Source organism: Staphylococcus sp. EZ-P03 (assembly GCF_003344575.1).
GTDB lineage: Bacteria > Bacillota > Bacilli > Staphylococcales > Staphylococcaceae > Staphylococcus > Staphylococcus simulans_B.
This window is the reverse complement of record NZ_QPMO01000001.1, coordinates 228082-242493: the sequence shown is the minus strand read 5'-3', so window position 1 is coordinate 242493 and position 14412 is coordinate 228082. Positions and strand designations below refer to the sequence as shown.

The following is a 14412-nucleotide window of genomic DNA, read 5'->3' as shown; positions in this document are numbered from 1 at the left end:
AGTCCTCCTTAAAGTTCGATTGATTTAACACCGTCACCGATATTGACATGATAAAACGAAGGGGCATAACCAATCTTTTCTGTGTAGTTGCGTGTGACTTCTTCTTCTAATGCTTTGATTTTTGATTGATGTACCAATGCAATCGCACATCCTGCAAAGCCTGCACCTGTCATACGGGCACCTAATACACCGTCAACTTGTTGTGCAGATTCTGCTAAAGTATCCAATTCAACACCTGTTACTTCATAATCATCTTTTAATGATGCATGACTTTCATTCAGCAATTGACCGAAGCGTTCAAAATCAGAATGTTCTAATGCATCATATGCTGCTTTGACACGTGCATTTTCAGTTACTGCATGACGTGCACGTTTTAATAGCACCGGATCATCAATCAGATGTGCATGTGCTTCGAATGTTGCTTCATCAATATGTCCTAATGCTTCAACATCTAATTCTTGTTGTAAAAGTGCTAAAGCCTTTTGGCATTCTTCTAAACGTTCATTATATTTAGATTCTGCTAATTCGCGGCGTTTATTGGTATTCATAATTGAAATAGTATAATCGCCGAATTCTGTCGGTACATAGTGATACTCTAAGCTTGAAGTATCTAACAAAATCGCTTGGTCTTTTTGACCCATGCCGACAATAAATTGGTCCATAATACCGGAATTTACACCGATAAAGTGATTTTCAACTTTGCGTCCTAATTGAATCAATTCTAAACGTTCTACGTCTAAATTGAACAATGACTTCATCAACCATCCCGTCAGCATTTCTATAGATGCTGAAGATGAAAGACTTGCGCCGTTCGGAATATTGCCTTCTACAATTACATCAAATCCGTTTTCAATGTTATAACCCGCTTCAATTAAAAACTTCACCATTCCTTTTGGATAGTTGGCCCAGCTGTCTGCTTTGTCATAGTCTAAGTCATCTAATGAAAATGTAATGACGCCGGCTTCTTCAAAGTTTAATGAATAAAAGCGGATTGTACGGTCATCTCTTTTACGCGCTAAACCGTACGTCCCTAATTCAATTGCGGCAGGGAATACATAACCGCCGTTATAATCCGTATGCTCTCCGATTAAATTGATGCGTCCAGGCGCAAAAGCTGCGACCTCTGGTTGTGCATCAAACTGCTTTTCAAATTGCTCTTTCATCGCTGTCAACATAGAATAACTCCTCTCTCAAGGTAAATTTTATTAGTAAACACAATTAAAGTTTATTTGTTTACTAAATGTTTTGTCAATGTATTTATTGCTGCTTTTTCAAAGAAAATGATTGGCGCTCAATCAAGCGTGTCTGCACGACAATATGCAATGCTGCTTCGCGTGTACGCTGAATACGTTCTTTCGCCATCAATACTGCACTCTTCCCGAATTGTTCAATATCTATACGCACACTCGTTAAAGAAGGTGTGACATATTGATTCACATCCAAGTCGTTAAAACCGATAACTGCCGCATCTTTAGGAATTACTTTCCCCATCTCTTGCAGACCTTGAATCAAACCGATTGCTACCATATCATTGCCGGCAATCAGTACATCTGGTACCGTTTCTAAATCTTTAATTGCTTGTTGTCCTGCTTCTCGGTCCCAACCGATTAAATGTGCATTCGGTGTTTTTTGATGCTGCTCGTACCAATCTGCATAAGCTTGGTAGCGTGCATCTTTTTCAGCACTCTCAGTTTCACGCAAATCACGTTCTTCTCTCATCCCTCCGAAATAAGCAATATCTGCTGTCTTATTATCATTGGAGATTTTATCCAGCAAGCGATGCATAGACTGTCCTAAATCTGAATACACTGCGTCCATATATTCAGGTACATGTTTATTATTAATGACCACGATATTTTGATTATATTCATACAATGTCTCTAATACATGATATGAAAAGTTGCCGATGACTAGTACTGCACCTGCTTTTTTAACATCTTGCCAATCTTGCTTTTTAAAGCCTGTTTCAATTCTCAATGTCTTCTTCAGTGTTAAATTCAATCGTTTGATTTCTGCTTCGATGGCTAATCGCAGTTCACGATGAAACGGGTCTGCCATCTCGCGTCTGCGTGAAGCATACGTAATAATCTGAACTTGCCGATTGACACGTTCTGCTTTATGGTATGCCATTGACTTTGCTGTTTCTAAAATCCGTGTTCTTGTGGATTCAGCTACAGATAATGTAGGATCTTCATTCAAGACTCTTGAAACTGTTCCCGGACTGACACCTGCTGCTTTTGCTATATCTCTAATACTTGCCATCCCTAACACCTCTCTTTTTGTTTACCTTAAGTTTACTATTAATTTTTTGATGAAACAACTTTACTTTCATCATTGTTTTGAAACAGGCAATCTTTTTTTGAAAATAAACCAGATATAGTATACTGTTGAATTAAGGAGTTATGCCTATGAATAATAAAGATATAGATGTATTAACCAATCAGACAATCGTCCGTTACGAAGGCGGAGAATTGTTTGAAACTACAGATAGTTACGTTACCGAATTTCCCTTAACAATTATGGTCAATGGCGTGGAATTTGCGACCGTTATCTGCAGTCCAGACCATATGGAAGAGTTGGTACTGGGCTTTTTAGCGTCTGAAGGCGCGATTTTAAAACGCGATGAATTAAAATCCATTCAAATCGATGACAGTAAAGGCTTTGCTCATGTAGAACTGACAAAAGACTTAGGCGATCGTTTTGAATATTCGACAAAACGTATGATTGCATCTTGCTGCGGTAAAAGCCGCGAGTTCTATTTCCAAAACGATGCTGCGATTGCGAAAACATCTATGTCGCATATTACATTGACGCCGAAACAAGTCATTAATATGATGACAAGACTGCAGACAGCCAGTACATTATTCAAACGTACCGGCGGCCTGCATAATGCAGCCATCAGCGACGGTGAAGCTTTCTTTGAACATCGTCAAGATATCGGGCGTCATAATGCCTTAGATAAATTGTATGGATTTTGTATAGAACGTCATATTCCAGTACGAGATAAGGTATTGATTTTCAGCGGACGTATTTCATCTGAAATCTTAATCAAAGCTGCTAAAATCGGGGTTGGTGTCATCTTGTCTAAATCCGCACCGACTACCCTTGCGGTCACACTCGCAAATGACTTGAATATTACAGCCATCGGATTTATCAGAGACGGCAACTTTAATATTTATAGTCATCCAGAACGTATAAAAGCTGTGTCCTCACAAGACTGACTTGTGTGAACACAGCTTTTTATTTTATATATTCTCTTTCACAACGTTATAACTGTAACTGATATACGTATACCCTTGCTTGATATACATATCTTTAGCAGTATCCTCGCCGTCTGCTAGTAAAATAATCGGTTTCTTTTTTGCATAGTTTGCGACAAAGGCCTGCATCGCACGGCCGACACCTTGTCTTCTCATTTCTTTAATGACCCCGAAACTATCGATTTCAATCGCTGCGTCTGACTCAATGATATCCAGCGTACCGATAGGTTTGCCTTCATGATAAGCGATAACTCGTTTTACATGCGTTGAACCTTCAAATTGCTCGCGCAATGTTTTCACCATTTCATCCGCAAAGTCTCGGCCATAGTCTAAAGAGAAATAGCGGCATATCTTTAAATAATCCTCTAAATGATAAATATCAACCCAGCGAATATCCAAATGCTCCGGCAGTTCAGCTTGCAGCGCTTCTGCTTCAATCGCATACATTTCTAATAACCCGACTTCAAAACCTTCTTTATCAAAGTAATCTGTGAAGACTTCTGGCAAAGATGTATCTTCAGGAAATGAAAATGCAAGATGATGACTGCCTTGCTGATGATGCTGCTTCAGCTGTGCTTGTGCATCTTCTAACCAATCCTCAAACTCCGGCATTTGATGATACACCCATTTATTAGTGTAATAAGTCAAAGGCTCTGACGGTGTTAAATAGATTGTTTTTTCATCATCTTGATAAGCTATAGTGCCTGGCTGATCAATCAGTCGCATGGATAGTGGCCGCATATTTCTCCCTCTTTCTTTAATCAAAAGCGCATCAATTGTTTGAATCTTGTATGATTTAATAAAGCTGCACCGATTAAACAAGCAATAACAGCTTTAACCACATCTCCAGGCATAAAGACAAAAGATAGGAAGAAAGCTTTAGATAACGGCATGTTTGTAATAACACCCATCACTAAAGTACCTATGATATCTAAAAGCAATACTCCAGCAATCAATACAGGAATGAAGAGACGTACAAAGTTGATACGTTCGATAAATTTATCGCGTGCGAGCCCGATTAAGAACGCCACTACCGGATATAAGAATAAGAAACCTGCTGAAGGACCGGCAAATACCCCTATTCCGCCGCGGCCGCCCGATAATACAGGCACACCGCACGCTGCTAAAATTAAAAATACAATTACGCTTAATGTACCATATTTCTTACCTAAAAGAATACCTGCGAGGAAGATTCCTACGTTTTGCAACACGATAGGAACAGGCATAAACGGTAAAGGTATCGGCGGTACCAAACCTAGTAAAGCAATGATTGCGGTCATAATCGCTGTGAATGTAATATGTTTTGTTGTCATAGTCTGACCTCCTTGGTATGATTCCAAGGAAAATTATAGCACATATGTTAACTAAAATTTACAGATAGTTTACATTTATTTGTGTAACTTTTACACTCGCTTACTGCTGAACTTTGGCAGCTAATTGTGTCATATATTCAAAGAAAGCTTCGCGATTCACATCATCCACCACATGTACCAGTCTTCCGCCTTCATGTACGCGTTTTGTACGGCCTTGACTTGGACCATGTGTGATAACTTCAGTCATGACATCTTGGACATGCACTAAATCAGGTTTGCCGACTGAAGCGGTTGTTAAGACATCCCATAAGAAATACGTTGAGTTCGTAACGAAGTGTGTTAACGGCGGTACACCTGCATAACAAACACCTAAGAAATCGACACCTAAGTTATCTCTTTGGTCTGCCCACATTTGGCGTACATCTAACGTTAACGGTACTTTATTAGTACTTTCGAGTGCGACCATATCTATTTCAACATCTGTCTCGAATACTTTTGCGACCGCTTCAGGATCCCAAAATGCATTCCATTCTGCTGTACCGTCATGCTCAGGTTCTTCCACATTTCCTTTTGTTAAGAAAGTGCCGCCCATCCAGACTAAGCGTTCAATCTTCTCTGTAATTTCCGGTTTTATTTCTAATGCTTTTGCAAGGTCAGTTAACGGACCTGTAAATAAGAGCGTTACCGGTACATCGCTTTGTGTTAATTTTTCAATGATATCTTCATAAGCTTCTAAGTGCGACACTTCTGAACGCTTTGTCGTTCTGCTTTCGTTCAAGACAGGTAAAGCATCTACAAAGAAAGCATGCATGCGCCAATCTTTAGGGAATGGATTCTTCCCTCTTTCATAAGATGGAGCAACGTTTAAGTCGCGGTTTGAGAAGCGGTTGATAATCTTTACAGAAGCACTCACTGCAGGTTCTACATAACTGTCTGCGCCGATTGCACTGACCCCGATTAATTCTGTGTCTTCCATTTGAAGCAATAAGAACAACGACACTAAGTCATCCACGCCGCCATCATGATTAAAATATATCTTTTTCATTTTCTACCTCCAACTTGTTCTATCACTCTCTATTTAATTGTATTTCCTAAATAATGTAAAGCATCTGTGTATGTCTGTATTAAGCGGTGCACTGAATGTTTTTCTGCCGATATGAATTTCGATTCTTATCACGAAAAACTTCCAACTCTTTATTCCGAGTGATACACTAAACTTAATACACTTATCAACGCGAGGAGGAAACGTCTTGTTAGAATCAGGATTAATACACTCAGACATACAACGAAAATGGTTAAAGAAATTACAAGCTGTCAAAGCAGACTTTCAGGCACATGCAGAACATAACGACCTCAACAGCCGCTTCCCTTATGAAAATATTGAATGGCTGAAACAAGAAGGCTATACCTTATTAACATTGCCTAAAGCCTATGGCGGCGAAGGTGCAACAGTAGAAGATATGGTGATCTTACAGACCTATTTAGGTGCGATTGACGGCGCAACTGCTCTATCAATCGGATGGCATTTAAGCGTTGTCGGACAGCTCTATGAAGAAAAGAAATGGGATGACGACTTACTAAATCAGTTTGCAAAAGCGGTTAAAGAAGGCGCATTGATTAATCGTGCGGTCAGCGAAGCAGATACCGGCAGTCCGACACGCGGAGGAAAACCTTCAACACATGCGGTTAAAGAAGGTGACAGCTACATCTTAAACGGTGTTAAAACTTTCACTTCAATGAGCCCTGCACTGACACATTTCCTAGTAAGCGGCTACAACGAAGCAACAGATCAGTACGGTTTCTTCTTAGTTGAAGAAGGTACGCCAGGCTTATCGATTGCACAAACATGGAATGTCCTAGGCATGCGTGCTACTGAAAGCCATGATTTAGTGTTGGAAAATGTTAAAATCCCGACTGAAAATTTCGTAGAAATCGCAGGCGGTCCTAAAAGTCCGAATGGATGGATCTTGCACATTCCAAGTGTTTATTTAGGTATTGCACAAGCAGCAGCGGATTATGCGAAAGACTTTGCGAAAACACATCAGCCGAACAGTATCGATCAATCTATTGCCCATCTCCCTACCGTTCAGCAATCTGTCGGAGAGATGGAATCATTATTGCTGTCATCACGCGCATTCTTATGGTCAACTGCACGTATGTATCATGAATCTCCGGATGCACCTGTATGGAACGAAACGTCAGCGAGCAAAGTCTTGGTTATGAACCAAGGTCTGCAAGTGATTGATATTGCAATGCGTATCGTCGGTGCTAAAAGTTTAGAAATGGAACGTCCGCTTCAACGTTATTACCGTGATATGCGTGCCGGTCTTCATAACCCGCCGATGCAAGATGCTGCTTATACGAACATTGCAAAATCTGAACTTGACCTATTTTAAAACGACAGTACTGTGTTCTTTTCCAAAGAGCATGGTACTTTTTCTTTCTTCAAATAACTCAATTCAAAAATTTTTTACAAAATTATATTGTGCTTTTCGCAAAATACGATTATAATTCTAGAGTAATGATAATCGTTTTCAATTAGGAGGAAAATACAGATGAAGAAATTATTGATTCCTATGATTATTTTAGTATTCGTACTTGCCGCTTGCGGTAAACAATCAAATGATCAAAAAGATTCAAAGCAAGAAATGCGTTCATATACAATGGATAATGGAAAGAAAGTAAAAATACCGAAAGACCCTAAACGTATTGCAGTAGTTGCACCTACATATGCGGGCGGTATTAAAAAATTAGGCGGCAACATTGTCGCAGTCAACAGTCAAGTCGATGACAGCCCTATTTTAAAAGAAAAATTCAAAGGCGTTGAAAAAATCGGCGCAACTGGCAGTGAAGATGTAGAAAAAGTTATCAAACAAAAACCAGATTTAATTATCGTTTACTCAACTGATAAAAACATCAAGAAATATCAAAAAGCAGCACCTACAGTAGTCTTTGACTATGCTAAACATAAATACCTTGATCAGCAAATTGAATTAGGTAAATTATTAGGCAAAGAAGACCAAGCGAAAAAATGGACAGAAGAATGGAAAAAACAAACTTCTAAAGACGGCAAAGCTATTAAAAATAAAATCGGTGAAGATGCGACTGTTTCTTTATTAGACGAATTTGATAAAAAACTTTATACGTACGGTCCTAACTGGGGTCGCGGCGGCGAAGTAATTTATCAAGCATTCGGTTTGAAAATGCCTGAAAAACAAAAAGAACTTGTTGAAAAAGAAGGCTGGGCAGAAATCAAACAAGAAAAAATCCCTGAATATGCAGGCGATTACATCGTATCAACACGTGCAGGCAAAGCAGCACCTTCATACACAGAAACAAATCTATGGAAAAACTTGCCGGCAGTTAAAAATAATCACGTAATTAAAGTTGATGCTAAAACTTATTGGTACAATGACCCGTATACACTAGAGTTTATGCGTAAAGATCTTAAAGAGAAATTCATGAAGTAATAATTCGAATGAAAAAGCGGAATGTTCCCTGCAAATCAGGGCAGCATTCCGCTTCTCTTATGTTATTGATTTTTATCTTTATATTTTATACTTGCGTTTCTTTTTTAGACTTTGCATACGCAGATTTGCCCGCCAGCAGCATAATCCATGTTGCGACAATAAACGGCAAGGTAAATACCGGAAGACCGAAAGGTTTCAGCCATGTGACTAAGCCTGCATGCATAACTACGGTAATAATGATTCCAAACAACATACTTAAGTATTTGTTAAAGACAGATGCCTCTTTAAATGTCACACCTAAAGCTAAAATCACAAGGACAACATTATAACCATAAAGGCCGGCATTGATTTCATCATGGTTGGCACCGAACATCATAACCACAACCACGCCGATGATATTGGCCGCAATTGAGTAAATGCCTGCTTTTTTTGAAGCTATAAAAATACCTATCAGTATCAATAAGCCGCCGAGTACACTTTTGACTAAGAAGATTTCACTGAAGCCGTCTAAGAATGTCATCATTACATTGATTGTGTGATGAGAGAATGTGATTTCTCGGACAGTTGACGGTAAAATATTAACACCAGCATTAACATGTTCGAATTGGAAAGACATGAATAAGAACATCCAACTGATAAATACATAAGGCATTGTCAGCATCGGCAATTCAAAACGTGCTAACAATGCACGAAATGCTGCGCCGAGCGGCATGGTCAAAATAACCGCAAGCAAGGTCATCCCGATGCCTTTTAAATCTTGAACTAAGAAAATCGTCAGTGCAACCCCTGTTAAGACTGGGTTAAACCCAGCTAGTCCATGACGGATCTCCTCTTTAGAATAATTTGTATAAGGTGCCGTTATGTAAGCAACAATACTTGAAAGCAAAGCAGCCAGCCCTACTTTCCAATCCCCTGCAAATAATCCTGCTAGAATGAATAACCCTGTCCATGCATTTTCTAATAACAGCACTTGAGAGATATTCTTTAATACAACGTCGATAAAATGACGCATGGTCGTTCACCTGATTTCTAATAAATTAAGCAATAATGATTTTAACAAAATACTATAGGGAATGAAACCTACTGTTATTCATTTTTATTGTTATCAAATAAAAAAAGGCTCTTTTGTTTGAAAATGTACAAAAAATGGTAAAACTCCCTTAGGTAAATTAAAGTGTAGTTTACAGGGTTAACTTGTTAATTTTCATTTTAATTTTAGGAAATAAATATATAATTCTTGTATATTGACATTAGGCGTCTTACAATGGATTAGTATTTACTTAACATACATGAAAGAAGGGATTATTTTGCATTTTACTCAACGTGAACAAGACAAACTAATGTTAGTGATAGCGAATGATTTAGCACGCAGACGTCAAAAACGCGGCTTAAAACTTAACTATCCTGAAGCAGTTGCTATCATTAGTTATGAATTGTTAGAAGGTGCAAGAGACGGTAAGAGTGTTGCTGAACTTATGAGTTACGGCAGACAAATTTTAAATAAGGATGATGTTATGGAAGGTGTGTCAGATATTATTACTGACCTTGAAATTGAAGCCACTTTCCCAGACGGTACGAAATTGATTACAGTTCATCATCCGATTGTTTAAGGGGGATTTAAATAATGAAACCTGGTGAAATTATAGTAAAGCGTACTGAAATAGAGATTAACAGAAATACAGATAACGCTGAAACAGTAATAAAAGTTAAAAATATCGGAGATCGTCCGATTCAAGTAGGCTCTCATTATCACTTCTTTGAAGTCAATGACGGCTTAAAATTCGATAGAGAGAAAGCATACGGCAAACATCTAGATATTCCAGCAGGTGCCGCGGTTCGTTTTGAACCTGGGGACGAAAAGAAAGTACAACTTGTTGAATATCAAGGTAATCGCCGTATTTTTGGTTTCCGAGGAATGGTTAACGGAGAAATCGATGAAGACCGCGTCTTCCGAGTAGATAACGACCACCCTAATGCGGGTGTTAAAGACGACGAAGGTCAAAAAAATGCGAACAAAGAAAGTGGGTATAATCGATGAGCTTTAAAATGACACAATCACAATATACAAGCTTGTACGGCCCTACTGTCGGAGATGCGATCCGCTTGGCTGATACAAACTTGTTTGCACGTGTAGAAAAAGATTTTGCGACTTATGGGGATGAAGCAACATTCGGCGGCGGCAAATCTATTCGTGACGGTATGGCACAAAACCCTAACGTAACACGCGATGACCGCAATGTTGCGGATACAGTTATCACAAACGCAGTAATTATCGACTACGATAAAGTTTATAAAGCTGACTTAGGTATTAAGAACGGCTATATCATGGGATACGGCAAAGCCGGCAACCCAGATATCATGGATAACGTTAATATCGTTATCGGCGCAAACACTGATATTATCTCAGGTGAAGGCAGAATCGTGACTGCAGGCGGTATCGACACACACGTTCACTTTATCAACCCAGAACAATCATGGGTAGCACTTGAAAGCGGTGTGACAACACATATCGGCGGCGGTACAGGCGCATCTGAAGGTGCGAAAGCTACAACTGTAACACCTGGTCCTTGGCACATGCACCGCATGTTAGAAGCAGCGGAAGCTTTACCGATTAACGTCGGCTTTACAGGCAAAGGACAAGCACATAATAATACAGCTTTAATTGAACAAGTTCACGCTGGGGCAATTGGATTAAAAGTCCATGAAGACTGGGGTGCAACACCTTCTGCATTAGACCACTCATTACAAGTTGCGGATGATTATGATGTTCAAGTCGCATTACACGCAGATACACTTAACGAAGCTGGCTTCATGGAAGATACTATGAAAGCGATTAAAGATCGTGTTATTCATATGTATCACACTGAAGGTGCCGGCGGCGGACATGCGCCTGACTTAATCAAATCAGCAAGCTATCCTAACGTTCTTCCTTCATCAACGAACCCGACACTTCCTTATACTAAAAATACAATCGACGAGCATTTAGATATGGTTATGATTACACACCACTTAAATGCATCTATTCCTGAAGACGTAGCATTTGCGGATTCTCGTATCCGTAAAGAAACAATTGCGGCTGAAGATGTGCTGCAAGACATGGGTGTCTTCAGTATGGTCAGCTCTGACTCTCAAGCAATGGGACGTGTAGGTGAAGTCATTTCACGTACATGGCAAGTTGCACACCGCATGAAAGAACAACGCGGACCTTTAGAAGGAGACAAAGAGTATGATGATAACAACCGTATCAAACGTTATATCGCGAAATACACAATCAACCCTGCGATTACACATGGTATTTCTGAATATGTAGGTTCAATCGAAAAAGGCAAATTAGCTGATATTGTCATTTGGGATCCTGCATTCTTCGGTGTTAAACCTGAAATGATTATCAAAGGCGGTATGATTAATACAGCGATTAACGGTGATGCGAACGGTTCTATTCCAGTATCTGAACCATTAAAATACCGTAAAATGTATGCGCAATTAGGCGGCAACTTGACTGGTACAAACATGACATTCGTTTCTAATATTGCTTATATGAACGATATTCAACGTCAATTGAACTTGCATCGTTTAATTCGTCCAGTTAAAAATATCCGCAAACTGCGCAAATCGGATATGAAAAATAATACAGCAACGCCTAAATTAGACGTAGATCCGCAAACTTATGAAGTGTTTGTAGATGGCGAAAAAATTACAAGCGAACCTGCTACAGAGTTGCCATTATCACAACGTTACTTCTTATTCTAGGAGGCAAGCTTACATGATAGTAGAAGAAATTCTCGGCAATATTGCCAATTTATCACCAGAAGAAAAACAAAAACACACTGAAAAAGTGTACCTTGAAAATTCTGATTTAGTTAAACGCATCCAGCGTGTCAAAACGGATCACGGTCATGAAATCGGCATCCGCTTAAAAAATCCGGTGGACTTGCAATATGGCGATATCTTATATGAAGATGACAACAACCGTATTGTCGTTGATGTCAACTCAGAAGATATCTTAGTGATTCGTCCGCGTTCGCTTAAAGAAATGGGAGATATTGCACACCAACTCGGCAACCGTCATTTACCGGCACAATTCACTGAAACTGAAATGCTGGTACAATACGATTACTTGGTTGAAGATTTATTAAAATCTTTAGGTATCCCCCACTCACGTGAAGATCGCAAAGTCAATCAAGCATTCCGTCATATAGGACATTCACATGATTGATCATGCATCGCTGAGATTGTTTCAGTTTTGCGATTCACAATTTCCAACAGGAGCATTCAGCCATTCTTTCGGATTAGAAACTTATATCCAACGCGGTACTGTTCATGATGAACAGTCCTTTAAAGAGTGGCTGAAACTCTTTTTAAGTGAACAGCTCACATACGCGGATGGTTTAGCAATGCGTTTTGTCTATGACGCATTGAATCAGAATGATTCAAAAAGAGTATTAGAGATTGATCGCTTGCTCTTTGTACAAAATATGCCAAGAGAAACACGTGTCGGCACAAAACAAATGGGTACACGTATGGTTAAGCTTGCGGATGAACTTTATGACAGCGAATGGATACATTGGTACCATGAGCAGTATCAAAAGAAACAAGCCAAGCTGCATCCAGCCATTTGTTTTACTATGCTCGGCCATTATCTTGGTGTCGATATTGAAATGATCATTGATTATTATTTATATCAAAACGTTTCATCATTAACTCAAAATGCGGTACGCGCAATACCGTTAGGCCAAACAGCTGGGCAACGTATTGTTACTGAAATGATTCCATTTATGAAATCAACACGCGACCATATTTTTGAACTTGAAGCGTCTGAATTCGGCATCACTGCACCAGGACTTGAAATCAATCAAATGGAACATGAAAAAGTGAATGTACGAATCTTTATTTCCTAGGAGGCTATAGATTTATGACTCAACCTATTAAAATCGGAATCGGCGGACCTGTAGGCGCAGGTAAAACCGAGCTTGTAGAAAAAGTAGTCAAACATTTAAAAGAAGAATTAAGCATTGGTGTTATCACGAATGATATTTATACAAAAGAAGACGAAAAAATTCTTGTAAATTCAGGTGTCTTGCCTGCTGACCGTATTATCGGTGTTGAAACCGGCGGCTGCCCGCATACTGCAATTCGTGAAGATGCATCTATGAACTTCGCGGCGATTGATGAATTAATCGAACGTCATGAAGATATCGAATTAATCTTTGTCGAATCAGGCGGCGATAATTTAGCAGCTACATTCAGTCCTGAACTTGTAGATTTCTCAATTTATATCATCGACGTTGCACAAGGTGAAAAAATCCCGCGTAAAGGCGGACAAGGTATGATTAAATCTGATTTCTTCGTTATCAACAAAACAGATTTAGCACCTTATGTCGGCGCATCTTTAGACCAAATGGCTGAAGATACACGCACATTCCGCGGAGACCGTCCGTTCACATTCACAAACCTTAAAACAGAAGAAGGTTTAGACAATGTGATTAACTGGATTGAACGCGACGTATTGCTTAAAGGACTAGAATAATGCACAATGTCACAGAATGGACAGGACAACTTGATATCACTGTCTTCAATGATGGCGAGCGTTCTGCAGCACGTGACATTTTCTTTGAAAAAGCATTAAAAGTTATCCGCCCTATTTATTTGAATGGTTCAAATATCCCTACATTCTATATCGTTAATGTAGGCGGCGGTTATTTAGACGGCGATCGTTATCGCTTAAATGTCAAAGTCAAAGAAAATGCGGCCACAACACTCACATCACAAGGTGCAACTAAAATCTACAAAACTTTAAAAGATCACGTTGAGCAATATCAAACATTTACTATTGAAGATAATGCTTATATGGAATATGTCGGAGATCCGATTATCGCTTTTAAAGATGCGAAATTCTATCAACACAACCAATACCATATCGCTAAAACAGGTGCGATGTTTTATACTGACATCCTAACACCGGGCTATTCTCCGGATGAATCCCACTTCACCTACACATATCTGCACTTATTGAACGAGATATTTGTGGATGGCGAATTGGTCGTATTCGATAATTTATTATTAGATCCGAAGAAAAACCGTGTAGACGCTTTAGGTTATATGGAAGGCTATTCACACTTAGGTTCTTGCTACTTCATCCATCCGGATGTCGACAGTACTACTGTTGAAGCACTCTATGATGTGATGGCACCTTATACTAAAGAAGCAGATTGCCGAATCGGTATCACACAATTAGCAACACATGGTATCAGTATTCGTATCTTGGCACATGAAACGGATTTAATCGAAGACATTTTAAACGATGTTCAAAAAGACGTTGTTCAAAAACACTACAACAGAGAAGTCAACTTCCTAAGAAAATACTAAAAC

Annotated in this window: 16 protein-coding genes; 10 read left to right on the top strand and 6 right to left on the bottom strand. The window is 39.2% G+C overall.

What is annotated here, in order from left to right:
• Nucleotides 1-8: 8 nt before the first annotated feature.
• Both DVJ99_RS01145 and DVJ99_RS01140 read right to left on the bottom strand, forming a co-directional pair.
• Nucleotides 9-1175: a galactokinase gene (locus tag DVJ99_RS01145; RefSeq protein WP_114602832.1), complete on the bottom strand. Its 1167-nt coding sequence runs from the start codon at nt 1173-1175 to the stop codon at nt 9-11.
• Nucleotides 1176-1257: 82 nt separating this feature from the next.
• Nucleotides 1258-2262: a LacI family DNA-binding transcriptional regulator gene (locus DVJ99_RS01140; protein ID WP_114602831.1), complete on the bottom strand. Its 1005-nt coding sequence runs from the start codon at nt 2260-2262 to the stop codon at nt 1258-1260.
• A gap of 146 nt (nt 2263-2408) precedes the next feature.
• Between DVJ99_RS01140 and fdhD the strand changes: the two genes are divergently transcribed.
• Entirely contained in the window at nt 2409-3221 is an 813-nt protein-coding gene (gene fdhD, locus DVJ99_RS01135; protein WP_114602830.1) for a formate dehydrogenase accessory sulfurtransferase FdhD, read from the top strand.
• Between the two features lie 24 nt (nt 3222-3245).
• On the opposite strand, the gene DVJ99_RS01130 is transcribed toward fdhD, so the two are convergent.
• The 3 genes from DVJ99_RS01130 to DVJ99_RS01120 all read right to left on the bottom strand — a co-directional run bounded on the left by DVJ99_RS01130 (nt 3246) and on the right by DVJ99_RS01120 (nt 5618).
• Nucleotides 3246-4001 (bottom strand): GNAT family N-acetyltransferase, encoded by a 756-nt coding sequence (locus DVJ99_RS01130; protein WP_114602829.1) that lies wholly within the window; start codon nt 3999-4001, stop codon nt 3246-3248.
• 20 nt (nt 4002-4021) lie between these two features.
• A complete protein-coding gene (locus DVJ99_RS01125; RefSeq protein ID WP_114602828.1) occupies nt 4022-4573 on the bottom strand; it encodes a biotin transporter BioY in 552 nt (183 codons plus the stop codon).
• Between the two features lie 100 nt (nt 4574-4673).
• Nucleotides 4674-5618: a nucleoside hydrolase gene (locus DVJ99_RS01120; RefSeq protein WP_114602827.1), complete on the bottom strand. Its 945-nt coding sequence runs from the start codon at nt 5616-5618 to the stop codon at nt 4674-4676.
• A 205-nt stretch (nt 5619-5823) separates the two neighbouring features.
• Here DVJ99_RS01120 and DVJ99_RS01115 point away from each other — a divergent pair, with 205 nt between their 5' ends.
• Both DVJ99_RS01115 and DVJ99_RS01110 read left to right on the top strand, forming a co-directional pair.
• The gene (locus tag DVJ99_RS01115) at nt 5824-6969 is read left to right on the top strand and encodes an acyl-CoA dehydrogenase family protein (RefSeq protein ID WP_114602826.1); all 1146 of its coding nucleotides are present in this window, start codon (nt 5824-5826) and stop codon (nt 6967-6969) included.
• 159 nt (nt 6970-7128) lie between these two features.
• Nucleotides 7129-8043 carry an iron-hydroxamate ABC transporter substrate-binding protein gene (locus DVJ99_RS01110; protein ID WP_114602825.1) on the top strand — a complete coding sequence of 305 codons (915 nt, stop codon included), beginning with the start codon at nt 7129-7131 and terminating at the stop codon, nt 8041-8043.
• An 85-nt stretch (nt 8044-8128) separates the two neighbouring features.
• Here the strand turns inward: DVJ99_RS01110 and yut are convergent, their stop codons facing one another.
• Nucleotides 8129-9055: an urea transporter gene (gene yut, locus DVJ99_RS01105; protein ID WP_114602824.1), complete on the bottom strand. Its 927-nt coding sequence runs from the start codon at nt 9053-9055 to the stop codon at nt 8129-8131.
• 295 nt (nt 9056-9350) lie between these two features.
• Between yut and DVJ99_RS01100 the strand changes: the two genes are divergently transcribed.
• Genes DVJ99_RS01100 through DVJ99_RS01070 form a run of 7 tightly spaced genes read left to right on the top strand, consistent with a single transcriptional unit; the run spans nt 9351 to nt 14409 of the window.
• Nucleotides 9351-9653: an urease subunit gamma gene (locus tag DVJ99_RS01100; protein ID WP_105993270.1), complete on the top strand. Its 303-nt coding sequence runs from the start codon at nt 9351-9353 to the stop codon at nt 9651-9653.
• A gap of 14 nt (nt 9654-9667) precedes the next feature.
• Complete coding sequence (locus DVJ99_RS01095) at nt 9668-10081, top strand: urease subunit beta (protein ID WP_114602823.1); 414 nt, start codon at nt 9668-9670, stop codon at nt 10079-10081.
• Nucleotides 10078-11793 (top strand): urease subunit alpha, encoded by a 1716-nt coding sequence (gene ureC / locus DVJ99_RS01090; protein WP_114602822.1) that lies wholly within the window; start codon nt 10078-10080, stop codon nt 11791-11793. The genes DVJ99_RS01095 and ureC overlap by 4 nt, the downstream gene beginning before the upstream one ends.
• Nucleotides 11794-11806: 13 nt before the next feature.
• The gene (ureE, locus tag DVJ99_RS01085) at nt 11807-12259 is read left to right on the top strand and encodes an urease accessory protein UreE (protein ID WP_114602821.1); all 453 of its coding nucleotides are present in this window, start codon (nt 11807-11809) and stop codon (nt 12257-12259) included.
• On the top strand, nt 12252-12941 hold the full coding sequence (locus DVJ99_RS01080; protein ID WP_114602820.1) for an urease accessory protein UreF: 690 nt from the start codon (nt 12252-12254) through the stop codon (nt 12939-12941). Before ureE ends, DVJ99_RS01080 begins: the two co-directional genes overlap by 8 nt.
• A gap of 14 nt (nt 12942-12955) precedes the next feature.
• Nucleotides 12956-13570 (top strand): urease accessory protein UreG, encoded by a 615-nt coding sequence (gene ureG / locus DVJ99_RS01075; protein WP_114602819.1) that lies wholly within the window; start codon nt 12956-12958, stop codon nt 13568-13570.
• Complete coding sequence (locus tag DVJ99_RS01070; protein ID WP_415918789.1) at nt 13567-14409, top strand: urease accessory protein UreD; 843 nt, start codon at nt 13567-13569, stop codon at nt 14407-14409. The genes ureG and DVJ99_RS01070 overlap by 4 nt, the downstream gene beginning before the upstream one ends.
• The last annotated feature ends 3 nt before the right edge of the window (nt 14410-14412 follow it).

What these genes read in the sequence shown, in the direction of transcription:
- DVJ99_RS01125 (WP_114602828.1), bottom strand. Translation starts at nt 4,573, where the DNA reads ATGACAACAAAACATATTACATTCACAGCGATTATGACCGCAATCATT.
- DVJ99_RS01080 (WP_114602820.1), top strand. Translation starts at nt 12,252, where the DNA reads ATGATTGATCATGCATCGCTGAGATTGTTTCAGTTTTGCGATTCACAA.
- DVJ99_RS01120 (WP_114602827.1), bottom strand. Translation starts at nt 5,618, where the DNA reads ATGAAAAAGATATATTTTAATCATGATGGCGGCGTGGATGACTTAGTG.
- yut (WP_114602824.1), bottom strand. Translation starts at nt 9,055, where the DNA reads ATGCGTCATTTTATCGACGTTGTATTAAAGAATATCTCTCAAGTGCTG.
- fdhD (WP_114602830.1), top strand. Translation starts at nt 2,409, where the DNA reads ATGAATAATAAAGATATAGATGTATTAACCAATCAGACAATCGTCCGT.
- ureE (WP_114602821.1), top strand. Translation starts at nt 11,807, where the DNA reads ATGATAGTAGAAGAAATTCTCGGCAATATTGCCAATTTATCACCAGAA.
- ureC (WP_114602822.1), top strand. Translation starts at nt 10,078, where the DNA reads ATGAGCTTTAAAATGACACAATCACAATATACAAGCTTGTACGGCCCT.
- DVJ99_RS01110 (WP_114602825.1), top strand. Translation starts at nt 7,129, where the DNA reads ATGAAGAAATTATTGATTCCTATGATTATTTTAGTATTCGTACTTGCC.
- DVJ99_RS01130 (WP_114602829.1), bottom strand. Translation starts at nt 4,001, where the DNA reads ATGCGGCCACTATCCATGCGACTGATTGATCAGCCAGGCACTATAGCT.
- DVJ99_RS01095 (WP_114602823.1), top strand. Translation starts at nt 9,668, where the DNA reads ATGAAACCTGGTGAAATTATAGTAAAGCGTACTGAAATAGAGATTAAC.
- DVJ99_RS01145 (WP_114602832.1), bottom strand. Translation starts at nt 1,175, where the DNA reads ATGTTGACAGCGATGAAAGAGCAATTTGAAAAGCAGTTTGATGCACAA.
- DVJ99_RS01140 (WP_114602831.1), bottom strand. Translation starts at nt 2,262, where the DNA reads ATGGCAAGTATTAGAGATATAGCAAAAGCAGCAGGTGTCAGTCCGGGA.
- ureG (WP_114602819.1), top strand. Translation starts at nt 12,956, where the DNA reads ATGACTCAACCTATTAAAATCGGAATCGGCGGACCTGTAGGCGCAGGT.